At 58.2% G+C, this 16,002-nt stretch carries 14 protein-coding genes; 3 read left to right on the forward strand and 11 right to left on the reverse strand.

What is annotated here, in order from left to right; all coding sequences use genetic code 11:
* Positions 1-17: 17 nt before the first annotated feature.
* The 9 genes from KI236_RS06065 to KI236_RS06105 all read right to left on the reverse strand — a co-directional run bounded on the left by KI236_RS06065 (position 18) and on the right by KI236_RS06105 (position 9,587).
* A complete protein-coding gene (locus tag KI236_RS06065) occupies positions 18-1,136 on the reverse strand; it encodes a glycosyltransferase (protein WP_212820214.1) in 1,119 nt (372 codons plus the stop codon).
* Between the two features lie 61 nt (positions 1,137-1,197).
* The gene (locus KI236_RS06070; protein WP_212820216.1) at positions 1,198-2,526 is read right to left on the reverse strand and encodes a nucleotide sugar dehydrogenase; all 1,329 of its coding nucleotides are present in this window, start codon (positions 2,524-2,526) and stop codon (positions 1,198-1,200) included.
* Between the two features lies 1 nt (position 2,527).
* Positions 2,528-3,109 (reverse strand): acyltransferase, encoded by a 582-nt coding sequence (locus tag KI236_RS06075; protein ID WP_212820218.1) that lies wholly within the window; start codon positions 3,107-3,109, stop codon positions 2,528-2,530.
* Positions 3,109-4,236, reverse strand: a complete 1,128-nt coding sequence (locus KI236_RS06080; RefSeq protein ID WP_212820220.1) for a DegT/DnrJ/EryC1/StrS family aminotransferase — start codon at positions 4,234-4,236, stop codon at positions 3,109-3,111. The genes KI236_RS06075 and KI236_RS06080 overlap by 1 nt, the downstream gene beginning before the upstream one ends.
* Before the next feature lie 4 nt (positions 4,237-4,240).
* Entirely contained in the window at positions 4,241-5,167 is a 927-nt protein-coding gene (locus KI236_RS06085; protein ID WP_212820222.1) for a UDP-3-O-(3-hydroxymyristoyl)glucosamine N-acyltransferase, read from the reverse strand.
* A gap of 45 nt (positions 5,168-5,212) precedes the next feature.
* Entirely contained in the window at positions 5,213-6,448 is a 1,236-nt protein-coding gene (locus KI236_RS06090) for a glycosyltransferase family 4 protein (protein ID WP_212820224.1), read from the reverse strand.
* Between the two features lie 11 nt (positions 6,449-6,459).
* Entirely contained in the window at positions 6,460-7,050 is a 591-nt protein-coding gene (locus KI236_RS06095) for a sugar transferase (RefSeq protein ID WP_212820678.1), read from the reverse strand.
* 85 nt (positions 7,051-7,135) lie between these two features.
* A complete protein-coding gene (locus tag KI236_RS06100; RefSeq protein ID WP_212820226.1) occupies positions 7,136-8,338 on the reverse strand; it encodes a DegT/DnrJ/EryC1/StrS family aminotransferase in 1,203 nt (400 codons plus the stop codon).
* A gap of 61 nt (positions 8,339-8,399) precedes the next feature.
* A complete protein-coding gene (locus tag KI236_RS06105; RefSeq protein WP_408059057.1) occupies positions 8,400-9,587 on the reverse strand; it encodes a DegT/DnrJ/EryC1/StrS family aminotransferase in 1,188 nt (395 codons plus the stop codon).
* Between the two features lie 308 nt (positions 9,588-9,895).
* On the opposite strand from KI236_RS06105, the gene KI236_RS06110 reads away from it, so the two are divergent.
* Both KI236_RS06110 and KI236_RS06115 read left to right on the forward strand, forming a co-directional pair.
* Positions 9,896-10,729: an undecaprenyl-diphosphate phosphatase gene (locus KI236_RS06110; RefSeq protein ID WP_212820228.1), complete on the forward strand. Its 834-nt coding sequence runs from the start codon at positions 9,896-9,898 to the stop codon at positions 10,727-10,729.
* A 54-nt stretch (positions 10,730-10,783) separates the two neighbouring features.
* On the forward strand, positions 10,784-13,294 hold the full coding sequence (locus KI236_RS06115; protein WP_212820229.1) for a DNA translocase FtsK: 2,511 nt from the start codon (positions 10,784-10,786) through the stop codon (positions 13,292-13,294).
* 344 nt (positions 13,295-13,638) lie between these two features.
* Here KI236_RS06115 and KI236_RS06120 read toward each other — a convergent pair whose 3' ends face one another.
* Together KI236_RS06120 and KI236_RS06125 are read right to left on the reverse strand one after the other, a co-directional pair.
* Positions 13,639-14,496: a DegV family protein gene (locus tag KI236_RS06120; RefSeq protein ID WP_212820232.1), complete on the reverse strand. Its 858-nt coding sequence runs from the start codon at positions 14,494-14,496 to the stop codon at positions 13,639-13,641.
* A 14-nt stretch (positions 14,497-14,510) separates the two neighbouring features.
* Entirely contained in the window at positions 14,511-15,191 is a 681-nt protein-coding gene (locus KI236_RS06125; protein ID WP_212820234.1) for an SGNH/GDSL hydrolase family protein, read from the reverse strand.
* Between the two features lie 171 nt (positions 15,192-15,362).
* On the opposite strand from KI236_RS06125, the gene KI236_RS06130 reads away from it, so the two are divergent.
* Complete coding sequence (locus tag KI236_RS06130; RefSeq protein ID WP_212820236.1) at positions 15,363-15,992, forward strand: DUF1836 domain-containing protein; 630 nt, start codon at positions 15,363-15,365, stop codon at positions 15,990-15,992.
* Positions 15,993-16,002: the final 10 nt, after the last annotated feature.

Here is a 16,002-nt window from a genome sequence, read left to right on the forward strand (position 1 = left end):
AATTGCAGCACTTCCTTTTATTTATCGTTCAAAATATCATTATATAGGGCAAGGAGCTTTTTCTCCTCCACCCCCCAATTGAATTGCTGTTCTACGGCACGGCGTCCGTTTTCGCCCATCTGACGGGCTTCGTCGGGATGGTCCAGCAAATAGCGGATGGCCTGGGCCAGCTCGTCAACATTATCCGGCTCTACACACAGGCCGAAGTGATACTGGTTCATCACCCGCTCATTATAAGCAGAGCGCGACAAAAGCACAGGAATGCCCAGCGACATGTACTCGTAGACCTTGGTGGCCAAATTATCATCCTGATTGTACTGGCCTATATTTAAGAGCGTAGCTGCGCCGACACAGCAGCGCTGCAGCAAGGCGACAACCTGCTCTCTGCCAAGCAGCCCTAAATACTGCACACAGGAATACCCGGGCAGGGCCTCAACGGTATGGCGATATTCCTCTGAATCGAACATACCGGCCAGATAAAGCGTACAGTCAGCTTTTGCAGCGGCGGTGATCAAATGCGTGATTCCCCGGGCATAGGATAGGCCGCCCACATATACCACGCTGCCTGCCTCTTTCTTCGCCGCAGGGTCGTAGCGATCATACAGCTCCCAAAGCATAGGCGTATTGTCGATGGTTGTGATATGCCGGCACTTTCCGGCAAATGGGTGGACGCCGTCCTTCAGACAGGTGTAGACCAATCCGTCAATGCGGCTGAGAACATGGCTTTCGTACTTTCCATAGGCATGAGAAAGCAGCCTTGCGAACCAGTGGGGAAGATATGGCTTCTCCCGAATCTGCTCTGTGTACATTTCGTGGCTGTCGAAAATGACTTTCTTGCCCGCCTTTTTCAGCTTCAGCCCATAAGGGAGAAGCTCCGGGTCGTGGAAATGGTAAATATCCGCGTCCAGGGCGCGGGCAGCCTGATAGACCATTTTCGCCCCCTCTGTCATACGCTTGAGACGGCTCGTGGGGATCTCGCCCACTCCCACAATGTGTACACCGTTTTTGTCATAGCTGTCTCCCCGCTCTACCAGATATACATCATATCCGGCCTCAGCCAGAGAAACACATTCCTTGCGGAAGATCCGGATATCCTCCTCCTCGTGGGCACTGGTCATATGACATACTTTTATCATGCGATAAACTCCTTATGCTTGCAGCTATCCTTGCCGTGTTTGCCGCAGGTGCCGCAGGGTATTACAGTCTCCAGAACCGAATGCCCGAGGCCTTCAGCTCGTCCATGCGATACAGGCTCTTTACATCGATGAGCACTTTTTCGCTGTCGGGCAGGTCCTTCTTGAACAGCTCCTTCAGCTGCATCATGGACAGAGAGCGGAACTCGTTGTGGCCCACAGCCACAATGACGCAGTCGGCCTTGGGAATCTTATCAAAATCCGTCAGAGTCACGCCGTACTCATGCTGGGCCACGGCAGCGTCGGCCCAGGGATCGGTGACCACAGGGTGGATGTCGTACTCCTTCAGGCGGTTGATGATGTCCACCACCTTGCTGTTGCGGGTGTCGGGGCAGTTCTCCTTGAAGGTGATGCCCAGGATGACCACAGTGGCCTTCTTGGGGGCCATACCCGCCTCGATCATCTGCTTGATGGCGGCGTCGGCTACGAACCCACCCATACTGTCGTTGACCTTGCGGCCGTTTAGAATGATCTGGCTGTGATAGCCCAGAGCCTCGGCGGCATTGGTCAGGTAGTAGGGGTCCACACCGATGCAGTGGCCGCCTACGAGACCGGGCTTGAAGCCCAGGGCGTTCCACTTGGTGTTCATGCCCGCCAGAACCTCGTCGGTGTCAATGCCCATACGGTCGCAGATCATAGCCACCTCGTTCATAAAGGCGATGTTGATATCCCGCTGGCTGTTCTCCACCACCTTCACGGCCTCGGCGGTCTTGATGGTGGACACGGGGAAGGTGCCGGCGGCGATGACGATGTCATATACTTTCTTGATCTCCCGGGCGGACTCCTCGTCCATGCCGGAGACGATCTTGCGGATGTTAGTGAGGGTGTGGACCCGGTCACCGGGGTTGATGCGCTCGGGGCTGTAGCCGATCTTCCAGTCCACACCGCACTTCAGGCCGGACTCCTTCTCAATAATGGGAATGCAGATGTCCTCGGTGACGCCGGGGTACACCGTGGACTCAAAGACCACGATGGTGCCGGGGGTCAGATTCTGGCCCACGGTGCGGGAGGCCCCCTCCACCGGGCGCAGGTCCGGGGTGGTGTCGGGGTTTACCGGCGTAGGCACGGCCACCACGATGAACTTAGCCTCCTTCAGCCGGGTGGGGTCGGAGGTGAAGTCCACGGTGGTGTTCTTGATGGCCTCACCCACCTCGTTGGTGGCGTCGATTCCATTGGCGTACTCCTGCACACGCTTTTCATTGATATCAAAGCCGATGACGGAGATGTGCTTGGCAAACTCCACGGCAATGGGCATACCCACATAGCCCAGGCCCACCAGGGCCAGCTTTTCCGTACCCTTGATAAGACCGTCGTAAATGGTATCGAATTTCATTTTATTTGCACTCCTCTACTTTATTTTCTACTTTCATCTCATAGCTTCTGCCGCAGTCGGCACAGGTAGCCTTGCCGCCATCAAAGTGCAGCAGTGCGCCGCACTCGCAGGCCCAGCCAATGATCCGGGCCGGCACGCCCAGCATCAGGGCATAGTCGGGTACATCATCCGTCACCACCGCGCCTGCGCCTATAAGGGCCCAGCGTCCGACGGTATGGCCGCAGACGATGGTGGCGTTGGCGCCGATGGATGCCCCTTCACGCAAATAGGTTTTTTTATACCCGGCGCTGCCCTTGGGGTACTTGGCCCGAGGGGTCAGGTCGTTGGTAAATACGCAGGAGGGGCCGCAGAACACATAGTCCTCCAGCTCCACACCCTCATACAGAGAGACATTGTTTTGCAGCTTGCAGCCGTCGCCTACCTTCACATGGTTGCTGACATTCACATTCTGCCCCAGGGAACAATGCTTTCCGATGCGGGCGCCCTTTTGAATGTGGCAGAAATACCAGATCTTGGTGCCCTCACCGATCTCTACATCGTCATCCACGAAGCTGGAGGGATGTACAAAATATTTCTCCTCCATCACAGCGCCTCCAAAACCGCGTCAATGACCTGCTGCTGCTCCGCCGCATCCATATACGGGTGCATGGGCAGCGACAGGGTCCGGGCGCAGTAGTCGTCGGCATTTGCATAGGTCTCGCCGTAGTGAGGCTCGGCCTTAAACACGGGCAGGGCGTGCTGGGGGGTGGGATAGTAAACCATATTGGGAATATTCTTTTCCTTCAGATGGGCGATAACCTTGTCCCGGGTCTGGGTATCCTTGGCCAGGATGGCATACTGGGCCCAGGCAGACACGCAGCCCTCTGCCACAAAGGGAGTGGTGAAATCCTTGCTGAACGCGGCGTTATACCGCCCGGCTACCTCCTGGCGGCGGTCAATTTCATAGTCTTTCAGTGCCTTCAGCTTGGGCAGCAGAATAGCCGCCTGGACGGTGTCCAGCCGGGAGTTCATGCCCACACGGATATTGTCGTACTTGCCGCCGGGGCCCTTGCCATGGACGCACAGGGAGCGGATGATGTCCGCCGCGGTATCGTCATCAGTGAAAATGGCACCGCCGTCGCCGTAACAGCCCAGGGGCTTGGCCGGGAAGAACGAGGTGGTGGCGATGTAACCGAAGGAGCAGCACTTGCGGCCCTTATTAGACGCGCCGAAGGCCTGGGCGGCGTCCTCGATGAGAATGAGGCCGTACTTCTCGCAGATGGGGGCGATGGTGTCGTAGTCGCAGGGGTTACCCAGAATATCCACGGCCACCACGGCCTTGGGCGTGAGCTTGCCTTCAGCCAGGACGGCCTTTATCTGCTTTTCCAGGCTCTCGGGGCAGAGGGTATAGGTATCCTTGGTAATGTCACAAAACACGGAGGTAGCACCGAACATCTTAGCCGGCTCCGTGGAGGAGATGAAGGTCATGTCCGGGCAGAACACGGCATCCCCCTCCCCTACGCCCGCCACCATGTAGGCAATCTGCAGGGCATCGGTGCCGTTGGCGCAGGTGATGCAGTGCTTGCGGCCTACAAAGTCCGCCAGCTCCTGCTCCAGCTCCTTTACCTGGGGCCCGCCGATGAACTGGGCAGAGTCCAGCACCGCCTGGATATTTGCATTGATCTCGTCCTTCAGGGCCGCATACTGGGCTTTCAGGTCAATAAATTGCATAGGATCACTCATTCCTTTCTTTCGTCGGCTTTGCCGCGCGTTTCAAATTCTCCATAAAAATGTCATGGTCAATGGCGAAGTTGCCGGTAACGGCTTGTCCGTCCGCCACATCCCGAGAAACAACGGCGCCCATATTCGCTCTGGCATTATTGCCGACATGCACGCCGTTGCGGATGATACAGCCATACCCGATCCAGCTATTCTCGCCGATCTCCGTGCGGCCACCGATTCCGGAAAGGCCCACGATCATAGTATCTCTGCCGACCTTAACGCCGTGAGAGACCTGCACCAGCATATCTATCTTGCAGCGATCACCGATAACCGTATTATCCCAAGGATAGAGAGCTTTATTAACGCAGGTATTGGGATGCAGCTCCACCTCCTCGCCCAGGATCACACCGCCGTAATGGGCCACGGTAAAGAGCTTTCCGTTCTCTTTTTTATATTCAAAGTCGTTAAATCCGATTTTTACGCCGGCATGGATCACGCAGTTGTCTCCGATGGTCACATTGTCCCGGATTACAGCGAATTCTTCGATAACCACATTGTCACCGATGATGACATTTTCCTTGGCTACCACAGCCAGGGGGCTGATGGAGCAGTTTTTCCCGATCCTGGTAGCATGACGGGCTCTGGCATACCCTCCATGTTGACCCAAGGCGTTGTGCAGCCGGAAAAACACGACCCGGGGCTGCTCCGTAATGCACACCCCCCGTCCCTGCTTCACCAGCTTCGGAGCGATCTCCGGCGTTGTGATGACCATGGTGATACCGTCGTGCAGGTCCTTCAGTGCGTGCTCTGTATCCACAAAGGTGCAGAAGGGTTCCTTAACTTCCGCCACCACCAGTCCCAGCGTGGAGAATTCCTGTTCATTTTCCAGCTTGAAATCATACTGCGGCAGCAGTTCGGGCAGCAATGTGCTCAGCTTCATCAAAATCGACCTCATTTCCTTATGCGTTTGATTTTTAGTGCAATCTTATTCTTTTTCCGGAATCGATTGAATCACTTCCAACAGCTCCGATGTCAGATTTTTGAAATCATATTTGTGGGCGGCAGCCCGGCTGTTTTCCTCGAACCGACGGCGCTCCTCCTCCGGCAAAGACGCCAGTTTGTCCACGGCCGCAGCAATATTGGCGGGGGACACATCATTCACCGTGATGCCGGCGCCGCACTGCACGGCCGGATTATACTGCGTTGGAAAGTCCGACAGGACGATCCTTCCGGCGGCAAAATATTCAAACATCTTATTGAAGCTGATGCCGTATCGGTCCACCGGTGTACTGATGCAGTGTGCAATATTCACATCTGCCCGGCTGACGATGGAGGGCACGAACTTCTTCTCCACCCGGCCCTTGAACACCACATTACCGATGTTTTCATCTTTTACGCGCTGCTCCAGCATGGGCCGCTCATCCCCGTCGCCCCAGATAAGAAAGCGCACCCGGGGATCCCGGACAGCCTTGGCCGCATCCAGCAGCAGACCCAATCCGTTTACCCTGCGGATAGACCCTGTATAGACCACCTTGAAAATTTCGGGGTCGTCCAGGTCCTTGTCCTCTACCCGGAAATGCTCCTTGTTATAATCAAACAGCTCCAGGTCTACACCATTATTTATATAAAATACTTTACTCCGGGGAACTTCCTTTTCCCAATGCTGCTCTTTGATGTAGTCGTAGGCGCCCTCTACGGTAAACACCACGGCGTCAGCCTTGGTATAGATCCACTTTTCCAGCCGCCGCAGCCACAGGACCGCCGGGTTATGGGGCCCGGCGATGCCATAGGCAATGATGCTCTCCGGCCAAAGGTCGGCGATCTCCGCGATGCCCCGACAGCCGTATTTCCGGGCCAGCTTGATGCCCGCCGCGCAGGACATGGGGGGCATGGAGGTGGCCACAATAGCATCGGGCCGGGGGTATTTGTCACACACACCCGGTAGTTTTCGGGCAAACTCCAGCATATTGAGAATGCGGGAAGCGCCGTTGCCGTGATAGCCCTTGCAGCGGATGAGCACATAGTGGACCCCGTCCACCACATCCTCCCGGTAAGGGGTGTCGTCCTCAATGAGGTTTTTATCGGAGTTATGCACCGTGCTGGCGGCAAAGATGGTCACTTCATGGCCCAGGCGCATAAGATTCTTCGCAAAATAATTCTGCCGGGCCAAAGGATAATACTGGGGCGGCACCGCATAATGGTTGATAAGCCAAATTCTCATAAAGCTCCTCTTTACTCCTTTATTACCACCGCAAAGGTTTGGAAAATCAGCTTGATATCATAGAAAACCGAAGCGTGGGGGATATACTCCAGATCCAGGTCGATCTTCCGGGGCATGATCTGCTCGACATAGGTGCGGTTGGGATCGTCGCTGGCGGTGAGCAGATCATTTTCATTGCGGAAACGGATAGACGCCAGCCCCGTGATGCCCGGGCGCACCAGCAGCACCTGCCGCTGGTAGGGGGTATACAGGTTCACATAGTCCGCCACCTCCGGCCGGGGACCCACGAAGCTCATGTCCCCCACCAGCACATTGATGAGCTGGGGCAGCTCGTCTATCTTACTCTTGCGCAAAAATCGGCCCACAGGGGTAATGCGGCTGTCATTGCCGGTGGTGATCTTCAGCCCCGCGTTATCCTTACGCATGGAGCGAAACTTGAAAATACGGAAGGGCCTTCCGTCCTTTCCGATGCGCTCCTGACGGAAAAATACCCCGCCGGGAGAGGTGACCGCCACCAACACCGACACCACCAGCAGCACCGGACTCAGCACCGCCAGTCCCAAAAAAGAGCATAGGATGTCAAAGGCCCGCTTGCAGGCCATGGTGGCCGCTGAGGGAGGGGTAACGATCCGGTATGGCTGTCGGGCGCCTGCTTGGTTATCCATAAATTTGCTGTCCTTTTCCTTTTTATCCGTCCTGCAGGCACATCTTCAGCGTCTGGCAGATGTACCGTACATCCTCCTCCGTGAGGGTGGAGTACAGGGGCAGGGTAATCTCGTTTTCAAACTGAGCCAGGGCGCAGGGATAGTCCGCAATGTCAAAGCCCAGGTCCTTATAGGCCGTCAGCAGCGGCAGGGGCTTATAGTGTACATTGGTAGCCACGCCCTGCTCCGCCATTTTCTCAATGATGGCGTTGCGCTGGGCCATGGTCTTGCCCGTAAGCCGGGTCAGATACAAATGGCAGCTGGAAACCTCGTCCTCCCGGAAATGGGGTGCATGCTCCACGCCGCAGCCAGCAAGCAGCTCATTATAAAGCCGCACCAGCTTATAGCGCTTTTCCAGCAGTCCCGGGTAGCGCCTGAGCTGGGCAAGGCCGATGCCCGCCATAATGTCCGTCATGTTGCATTTATAAAGCGGCGCCACGATGTCATATTCCCACGCGCCGGGCTTGGTCTTGGCCAGGGCGTCCTTGCTCTGGCCGTGGAGGCTCAGGAGCATATACTGCTTATAAATAGCCTCGTCATCCAGGGCCAGCGCCGGATTCCAGGTGGCGGCTCCGCCCTCGGCGGTGGTGAGATTCTTCACTGCGTGGAAGGAGAAGGTGGTAAAGTCCGCAAAGCAGCCGGAGCGCTTGCCGTGGCGCTGGGCGCCGAAGCTGTGGGCCCCGTCAGCCACCACCGCTACCCGGCCGATCTTCTTCTGCAGGTCATTGGCCGGAGTGAACAGCCCCTTCTTGCTCTCCACGATAGAATAAATGGTGTCGTAGTCTGCCAGGATGCCGGCAATGTCCACGGGGATCACCGCCTTGGTACGCTCCGTGATCGCCGCAGCCAGCTTCTCCGGGTCCATCTCGTAAGAGCCGGGAAGGGTGTCCACCAGCACCAGCTTGGCTCCCACATGGCACACGGGGCTGGCGGAAGCGGTGTAGGTATAGGCTGAGGTGATGACCTCGTCTCCGGGGCCGATGCCCAGGATGCGCAGGGTCATCTCCAGGCAGGCGGTGGCGGAGTTGAGGCACACGGCCCGGTCTGTTCCGCAGAAAGCGGCCACCTGCCGCTCAAATTCCTTGGTCTTGGGTCCGGTGGTGATCCAGCCGGAGCGCAGGGCCTGGCAAACCTCTTGAATTTCCTCCTCCGTAATGTCAGGAGGGCTGAATGGTATTTTACGCATAAAAACGACCTCTTTTTCAATATAAAAACATATATAATATTATTATGTGTGAAAAAACAAATCAGGCAAAGCAGGCCCGGACAATCTCCATAATCCGCTCCTGCCTGTCCGCCGTGAGCTTATTGTCGCTGGGCAGACACAGGCCCCTGCGGAAAATATCCGCTCCCACATCTTCGCCGGGCCCAGCAGAGACAAATGCCTTGTCCCTAAAAAACGGCTGCAGGTGCATGGGCTTCCAGATAGGCCGGGCCTCGGCGTTATACCGCGCCAGGGCCTCGATGATCTCCGTGGGGCAGCTTTTGCCGCTTTGACCTTCATAGCGGGCCTCCAGGTCTCCCCGCTCCTGGGGACACATGGCTTTCTCGTCAATAAGCAGGCAGGAGAGCCAGAAATTCGGCTCCGCCTTGGCCGCTTCGTAGGGATTCATGGTCACGGGCAAGCCGCGCAGGCCCTCTCGGTAGCGCTCATAAATAGCCCGCTTTTGGGCCATATGCTCCTCCAGATACGGCAGCTGGCCCCGGACCACCCCTGCTACCACATTACTCATGCGGTAGTTGTAGCCCAGCTCCTCGTGCTGGTACCAGGCGGCGTCCTCCCTTGCCTGGGTGGACCACTTGCGCGCCCGGTGGGCGGCCTCCTTACTATTGGTCAGCAGGGCGCCGCCGCAGGAGCCGGTGATGATCTTATTGCCGTTGAAGCTGATGGCGGCTATGTCGCCGAAGGTGCCGGTCTGGCGGCCCTCATAGGTGGCGCCCAGAGACTCCGCCGCGTCCTCAATGACCACTGCGCCGTGGCGGTGGGCAATCTCACACAGCTCCGTCATCTTGCCGGGGGTGCCGTAGAGGTTGGCGATGACCACAGTCTTCACCGCAGGGTACAGTTCAAAGGCTCTTTCCAGGGCCGCCGGGTCCATATTCCAGGTGTCCCTATCGGCATCGATGAATACCGGCTCTCCACCCTCGTACATGATGGCGTTGGCAGTGGCAGAAAAGGTCATGTCGCTGACAAACACCCTGTTGCCGCTCTTCACTCCCGCCAGCTTCACCGCCAGGTGCAGCGCTGCCGTACCGGAGCAAAGGGCCACCGCATAGCCGCAGCCGATCCTCTGGGTGATCAGACTCTCTACCACGCCTATATTCTCGCCCACGGTGCTCATCCAGTTACTCTCGAAGGCCTCCGTCATATATTGCAGCTCCGGGCCGTGCATGGTAGGCGAAGAAAGCCAGGCCCGTTTTTCCAGAGGCTTCAGTCCGTTTTGCTTGCGAAAAGCCACGAAATATTCCTCTTTCCCGACCACATACCTCAAATAGGCATAGTAAGGTATGTTATTAAATATACAAAATTATAGCACTCTCCCCTATTCAAATCAAGACCTTTTTGTGAACAACCATGCCCCCGGCCTCGGCGTGACATTTTTGTTCTGCGAGAGAAAGTGTGGTAATCTACGGTGAAATGTGATATAATGAATACCCGACGGAGAAAAATCGAATACGATTCGTAATATTTCGACGCGATTATACGAATTATTATCACATTTTTGATAGGAGATGCCTGCTTATGTCATTTTTTTCTTCCTTTTTGCTGGGCCTGATCCAGGGTCTTGCCGAGTTTTTGCCCATTTCCAGCAGCGGACATTTGGCCATTGCCCAGAACCTGCTGGGTATGCAGGATGCCGGTGTGGTGCCGGAGTTTTTCGATGTGCTGCTGCACCTGGGCACCCTGGTGGCCGTATTCGTGGCCTACTGGGGAGAGATCAAGGATATGCTCCGGGAGCTGGTCTGCGGCGTGCGGGACCTTGCCCATCACACCACCCCCACCCCGGTGCCCCCGGCTCGCCGGCTGATTTTGCTGATCATTGTGGCCACCCTGCCCCTGTTCGCGGTGCTGCCTGTGAAGGATAAGGTTCAGGGTCTCAGCAGCAACATGCTCTTTATTGGGGCAGCCCTCATCGTTACGGGCTTCTTGCTCTTTGCCAGTGACCGGGTGCCGAAGGGCCGCAAGACCGAGTCCAGCGCCAGTGTCCTCTCCGCCCTGATCGTGGGTGTGGGCCAGGCCATCGCCACCATGCCCGGTATTTCCCGCTCCGGCATGACCATTACCACCGGTTGCTTTGTGGGCTATGAGCGGCGGTTCGCCGTTCGCTTTTCCTTCCTGATGAGCATTCCCGCCATCCTGGGCGCCAATATCCTGTCCCTGAAGGACGCCATCGATGCAGGCATTGACCTTAGCCAGGTGCCGGTGTACCTGGTGGGCGTCGTCACCGCCGCCGTGGTTGGCTACCTGTGCATTCGCCTGCTGAAAATGATCGCCGCCAAGGGCAAGTTCGGCTTTTTCGCCTACTATTGCTGGGCGGTGGGCCTGCTGACTCTGATCCTGACCCTTATTAAATAAGAATCCGAATCCTTTACATCTGTGTGCCGCCGCGGCGGCAGAATGGGAGATACCATGGCTCAAACCACCAAAAAGAAAACCACACAACAAAGCGGCAGGCGCTCTGCCTCCCCGTCCGCCCCGACGCCCCAGGCCCCCAATCCGGCCGTGCGCACGGCGGGCGGTGTGCTGTGCCTGCTGCTGGCGCTATGCGTGGCCGTGAGCTATTTTAACGCCCAGGCGGTGCTGCTGGGCCTGCTGCGCAGCGCCCTCACGGGCCTGTTTGGCTATGGCTACTGGCTGTGGGCGGCGATGCTTCTGGTAAGCGGCCTGTTTCTGCTGCTGCACCGGGAGCGTAAGGCCACAGCTCCAGCCCTCTGCGCCCTGCTGACGCCGGCTCTGTGCGGCAGTCTGCTGCACCTCATTTTTGCCGCGCCGGTAAAATCCCTCACCCTTTCCGCCCTGTGGGCAGAGGGGCAGACCCTTCACGGCGGCGGCGTGATCTGCGGCGGCCTGGCAGAGCTGGGCAAGGCGTACATCAGTGAGGCCGTGTTTGCCATCCTAGCCGCAGTGGGACTGGTGGCATGCGTATTCGTGATGCTGCACACCACCCCGTCTCAGGTAGCGGAAAAAGCCCGCCAGCGGGCCGCCCAACGGGCGGAGGAGGCGGGGAGCGACTCCTCGGAGCCGGAGCAGCCCCCTCAGTCTGTGCAAAAAGCCCCCTCCCGCCGCCGTAAGGCGCAGATCGACATTCCCCTGGACGACCCCGCCGCCCCGGCAGAGGACAGGCCCCTCCAGCCCGGCAAGAAGTCCTTCTTTGCCGGTCGTCAGACTCCCACCCCAGACGAGGTGCTGAGCCCACCCCAGCCGGAGCCCGCCCCGGAGCCGGAGCAGCCCCCTCAGCCCACAGCCCCCGAGCCTGTCACGCCTCCCCAGCCTGCCGCACCAACGCCGAAGGCTGAGCCCGTGGACCTGGAAAAGGCGGCCCAGGAGGTGAGCCGTCAAATCGAGCAGGAGCTATCCGAGCCCGAGGAGCAGTACCAGTACCCCCCCATCACCCTGCTGGAGCAGGGCGGCCCCGGCAATTTTACCGCCGCTGGGGCGGAGATGCGCAGCAATTCCAAGCGCCTGGCGGACACTCTGCGCAGCTTTGGCGTGGATGCTCAGCCCGGCGAGGTGGTCCGGGGTCCCAGCGTCACCCGCTATGAGTTTGCCCAGCCCCAAGGGGTAAAGCTCTCCAAAATCACCAACCTGGCCGATGACATTGCCCTGGCCCTGGGTGTGAGCAGCGTCCGGGTGGCCCCGGTGCCGGGCAAGATTTCCGCGGTGGGCATTGAGGTGCCCAACCGGGCCGTGACCCCGGTGCGCATCCGGGAGGTCATCGAGTCCCGGGAGTTCACCGGCCACAAGTCCGCCGTGGCCTTCGCCGTGGGCAAGGACATCGGCGGCAACCGCATTATCGGTGACATCGCGAAGCTCCCCCATGTACTTATCGCCGGCACCACCGGCTCCGGTAAGTCCGTGTGTACCAACTCCCTCATTGTGAGTCTGCTCTATAAGTCCACCCCGGAGGAGGTCCGCTTCATCATGGTGGACCCAAAAATGGTGGAGCTGGCCCCTTATAACGGCATCCCGCACCTGCTCATCCCCGTGGTTACAGACCCTAAAAAGGCCGCCGGAGCCCTGCAATGGGCGGTGTTTGAAATGATGAAGCGCTATAAGCTCTTCTCGGAAAACGGCGTGAAGGATCTGACCTCTTACAACGCCCTGGCCGCTCAGTCCCAGCCGGACGAAGCCGGCGAGTCCCTGAAAAAGCTGCCCTCGGTGGTGGTGGTCATCGACGAGCTGGCCGACCTGATGCTGGTGGCGGCCAAGGAGGTGGAGGATTCCATCTGCCGGGTGGCCCAGATGGGCCGCGCCGCCGGGATGCACCTGGTCATTGCCACCCAGCGTCCCTCCGCCGATGTTATCACGGGCCTTATGAAGGCCAACATTCCCAGCCGCATTGCCTTTGCCGTGGCCTCCTCCATGGAGTCTCGGATCATACTGGATAACCCCGGCGCAGAGAAGCTGGTGGGTAAAGGCGATATGCTTTACGCCCCCTTGGGCGAGGGCAAGCCCCGGCGCGTCCAGGGCTGCTTCATCGCCCCCGAGGAGATCGAGCGGGTGGTGGACTTTGTGAAGGAAAAGGGGGAGACGGCCTACTCCGAGGATGTCATCCGCCAAATCGAGCAGGTGGTCCAGGAGAAGGACAAGAAGGGCGGCCCCGCCCCGGAGCCTGCCGATGCCGACGATGGCGACGAGCTGCTGCCCGCCGCCGTGGAGGTGGTGCTGGAAACAGGCCAGGCCAGCGTCTCCATGCTCCAGCGGCGGCTGAAGCTGGGCTATTCCCGGGCTGCCCGGCTGGTGGATCAGATGGAGGAGCGGGGTATCGTAGGCCCCTTCGAGGGCTCCAAGCCCCGGCAGCTGCTCATTGACAAGGCCAAGTGGCAGGAGATGCAGATGGGCAAAGCCGAGCCCCAGCCGGAGTTTGACCGGGCCGGCACCATCCGGGATGTATTCGAAAGCCACGACGCGCTTGAGTGATCCCATGGGTGATTCCTTTGGGTTTTCCCGACAGCCTCTGTTTTTATACCCCTGCACCGCAAAAAAGGACGAACCTTCCGGTCCGTCCTTTCAGCGTATCAAAAAAGCCTCGCAGAGTTTGCCGCCCGCAGGCGGCAAAGAAATAAAATCATTTTCTCTCGCGACCTGTGCGTGAGAGAAAATACTTCTCAGGCTGCCAGTGTGGAATTTTTGCGCACGGCGCAAAAATTATGCGCGCAGCAGACTGCAAGCCTGTTGTCGGAAAAACCCGAAGGGTTTTTCGACAGTCTAAAAGGACGGACCTTCCGGTCCGTCCTTTTTTCGTCCGCATTATTCTGTCTGCGTTATCTCCATTCCTCGCTGTAAAAGAAGAGGGCCACCGTCCCCGGCCCCACATGGGCACCGGTGACCGGCTCATAGCACACATGCATGATCTCGCCCTTGGCGCCCTTATCCCGCAGCAGGCTCTGCAAATGCAGTGCATCCGCCGGGGCATCGGCATGGGCAATGCCAATAGGGGCCTCCGGGTCATTCATAGTCTGGGCATAGATGTTCGCCAGGGCCTCCAGAGCCTTTTTCTTGCCCCGAACCTTTTCATACATCACGATCTTGCCCTCCTCGTCGCCCCGGAGGATGAGCTTTACCTGCAGCAGTGTACCGGCCAGCCGCGCGCCGCCGGAAATGCGACCGCCCTTGTGCAGATACTTCAGGTCGTCCACCACGAAGAACTGCTGCATCCGTGCGCAAAGGCCCCGGGCAAAGGTCTCCAGCTCCGGAAGGGACTTCCCCTCCTTGGCCAGCTTCGCCGTCTCAATGACCACCAGCCCCTCGCCCAAGGATGCGCCCCGGGTGTCCAGCACGCGCACGCGCTCGGCCCCGTATTTCTCCGCCAGCTCCTTGCACTGCAGGCCAACGCCCCAGCAGCTGCCGCTAATGCCGCCGGAAATGCCCATATACAGCACATCCTCGCCACTCTCCAGGCACTTTTCAATGGCCTGGGCCGCCGTCTGGGGGTTCACCATAGAGGTTTTTACCTCCGCACCCTTGCGCATGGCCTCGTAAAAGGCCGGGCCGTTAAAGTCGATGCTGTAATCCGGCTCCGCGCCGTCCACCTCATAGGTCAGCGGCACAGCCTTGATGTCCAGCTCCTCCAAAGTTTTCATGGGCAGATTGGCTGCCGTGTCTGTAAAAATTCGTACCATATTCATGCTCCTTATCACGCAATTGCTTGGCGAAGCCACCCGGCCAAGGTGTCAAACATCTTGGTGTAGCCCTCCATCGTCAGGTGAATGCCGTCCGGCGAAATCAGCCCCGGCAAATGCTTTTCACGCAAAAAACTCTCCCGCACCCGGATAATGGGTGTGCCGGTCTCATAAGCCACCTGGGCCACCGTGTCCGAATACAGCTCCTGGTGCCGGTAAATATGCTGAATGTCCCCCAGCCAGGCCATAATGCGCTCCTTGCTGCGCCCGGCCCGGCACAGGAAGTCCAAATACCGCTGCGCGTCAATGGGCGGCAGGGTCATCAGCACCGGCTGCACGCTCTGGTCCCGGAGCTTTTGCAGCATGGAAAACAGGGTGCTTCGAAACTCCGGCAGGGCCGTACGGGGAATGTGCTCCTCCTCCGGACGCTCCTGAATGGCATCCCAGTCGAAGTCGCTGTCGTTTCCGCCGTAGGCAATGAGGGCAAAATCCGCCTGGAGCCCCCGCTGCAGGTCATGGTCCAGCAGCGCCTGACCCTTGCGGATCGTTGCGCCCATTTTAGCCCGGCTCACCACCTCGGTCTGCCGTCCGCTGTACCGCTCCATCACCTCCGGCAGGTGGAAATGATAGTGAAACTGCTCATCCGGCACCGTGGCCTTCAGCAGTGAATCGCCATATACATACGCCCGGGGCATAAATTCCCCTCCTTTGCCGATTTTTACCGTCGGTCAGCAGAGGGCATAGGCCCCTTGCCAATCGTCAATAATAATATAGCATATTACATATGGCGTGTCAATGTTCTTTTTTCCTATTGTAACCCTCCGGAAAACCTGCTATAATAGTCTGTGCAAACAGGAGGTGGCTTTATGCCCTACGACAAACCCCTCATCGCTCACAAGCTGCAGCGGTGGGACCAATATATCACCGACTATCACCTGCCCCAGTGGGACTCTATCCCGGACTTTGGTCTGTATATGGACCAGGTAATTCTGCTTTTGGAGCGGTATCTCAGCTTCATTCCCCCGGTAAATGCGGAGAAGGAACGCATCGTCACCGCCTCCGCCATCAACAACTATGTTCGCCTGAAGCTGATGCCCGCCCCGGTGAAGCGGAAATACTACCGGGTCCACATCTGCTATCTCATCATGATCCTCACCCTGAAGCAGTCCATCGGCATCAGCCAGGTGCAGAAGATCATCCCCTGGGATTTGGCCGATGGGCAGGACGGCCCGGAGACCGTGCGCCATATCTACGAGGATTACAGCGGCAAATTCCGGGGTATCGCCCTGCTCTTTAACCACCAGATCCAGCAGAGCTGGCAAGAGCTGTGCGCCCCGGACGCCGGCACCGACGGCGTGGCCCGGTGCCTGGTGATGGAGTCGGCGCTGCTGGCGGGCTTTTCCAAAATTCTGGCAGAAAAGCTCCTGCGCCTGTGGGACGCAGACCCGGCCCAGGTCCTGGCCACCGAGCAGGCTCATGACTTCACCGACATATAAAATTTGAAAA

Source organism: Vescimonas fastidiosa, from assembly GCF_018326305.1.
GTDB lineage: Bacteria > Bacillota > Clostridia > Oscillospirales > Oscillospiraceae > Vescimonas > Vescimonas fastidiosa.

Bases quoted from the DNA above. Each gene is read 5' to 3' on its own strand.
- KI236_RS06065 (WP_212820214.1), bottom strand. From the start codon at position 1,136: ATGATAAAAGTATGTCATATGACCAGTGCCCACGAGGAGGAGGATATC.
- KI236_RS06070 (WP_212820216.1), bottom strand. From the start codon at position 2,526: ATGAAATTCGATACCATTTACGACGGTCTTATCAAGGGTACGGAAAAG.
- KI236_RS06075 (WP_212820218.1), bottom strand. From the start codon at position 3,109: ATGGAGGAGAAATATTTTGTACATCCCTCCAGCTTCGTGGATGACGAT.
- KI236_RS06080 (WP_212820220.1), bottom strand. From the start codon at position 4,236: ATGCAATTTATTGACCTGAAAGCCCAGTATGCGGCCCTGAAGGACGAG.
- KI236_RS06085 (WP_212820222.1), bottom strand. From the start codon at position 5,167: ATGAAGCTGAGCACATTGCTGCCCGAACTGCTGCCGCAGTATGATTTC.
- KI236_RS06090 (WP_212820224.1), bottom strand. From the start codon at position 6,448: ATGAGAATTTGGCTTATCAACCATTATGCGGTGCCGCCCCAGTATTAT.
- KI236_RS06095 (WP_212820678.1), bottom strand. From the start codon at position 7,050: ATGGCCTGCAAGCGGGCCTTTGACATCCTATGCTCTTTTTTGGGACTG.
- KI236_RS06100 (WP_212820226.1), bottom strand. From the start codon at position 8,338: ATGCGTAAAATACCATTCAGCCCTCCTGACATTACGGAGGAGGAAATT.
- KI236_RS06110 (WP_212820228.1), top strand. From the start codon at position 9,896: ATGTCATTTTTTTCTTCCTTTTTGCTGGGCCTGATCCAGGGTCTTGCC.
- KI236_RS06115 (WP_212820229.1), top strand. From the start codon at position 10,784: ATGGCTCAAACCACCAAAAAGAAAACCACACAACAAAGCGGCAGGCGC.
- KI236_RS06120 (WP_212820232.1), bottom strand. From the start codon at position 14,496: ATGGTACGAATTTTTACAGACACGGCAGCCAATCTGCCCATGAAAACT.
- KI236_RS06125 (WP_212820234.1), bottom strand. From the start codon at position 15,191: ATGCCCCGGGCGTATGTATATGGCGATTCACTGCTGAAGGCCACGGTG.
- KI236_RS06130 (WP_212820236.1), top strand. From the start codon at position 15,363: ATGCCCTACGACAAACCCCTCATCGCTCACAAGCTGCAGCGGTGGGAC.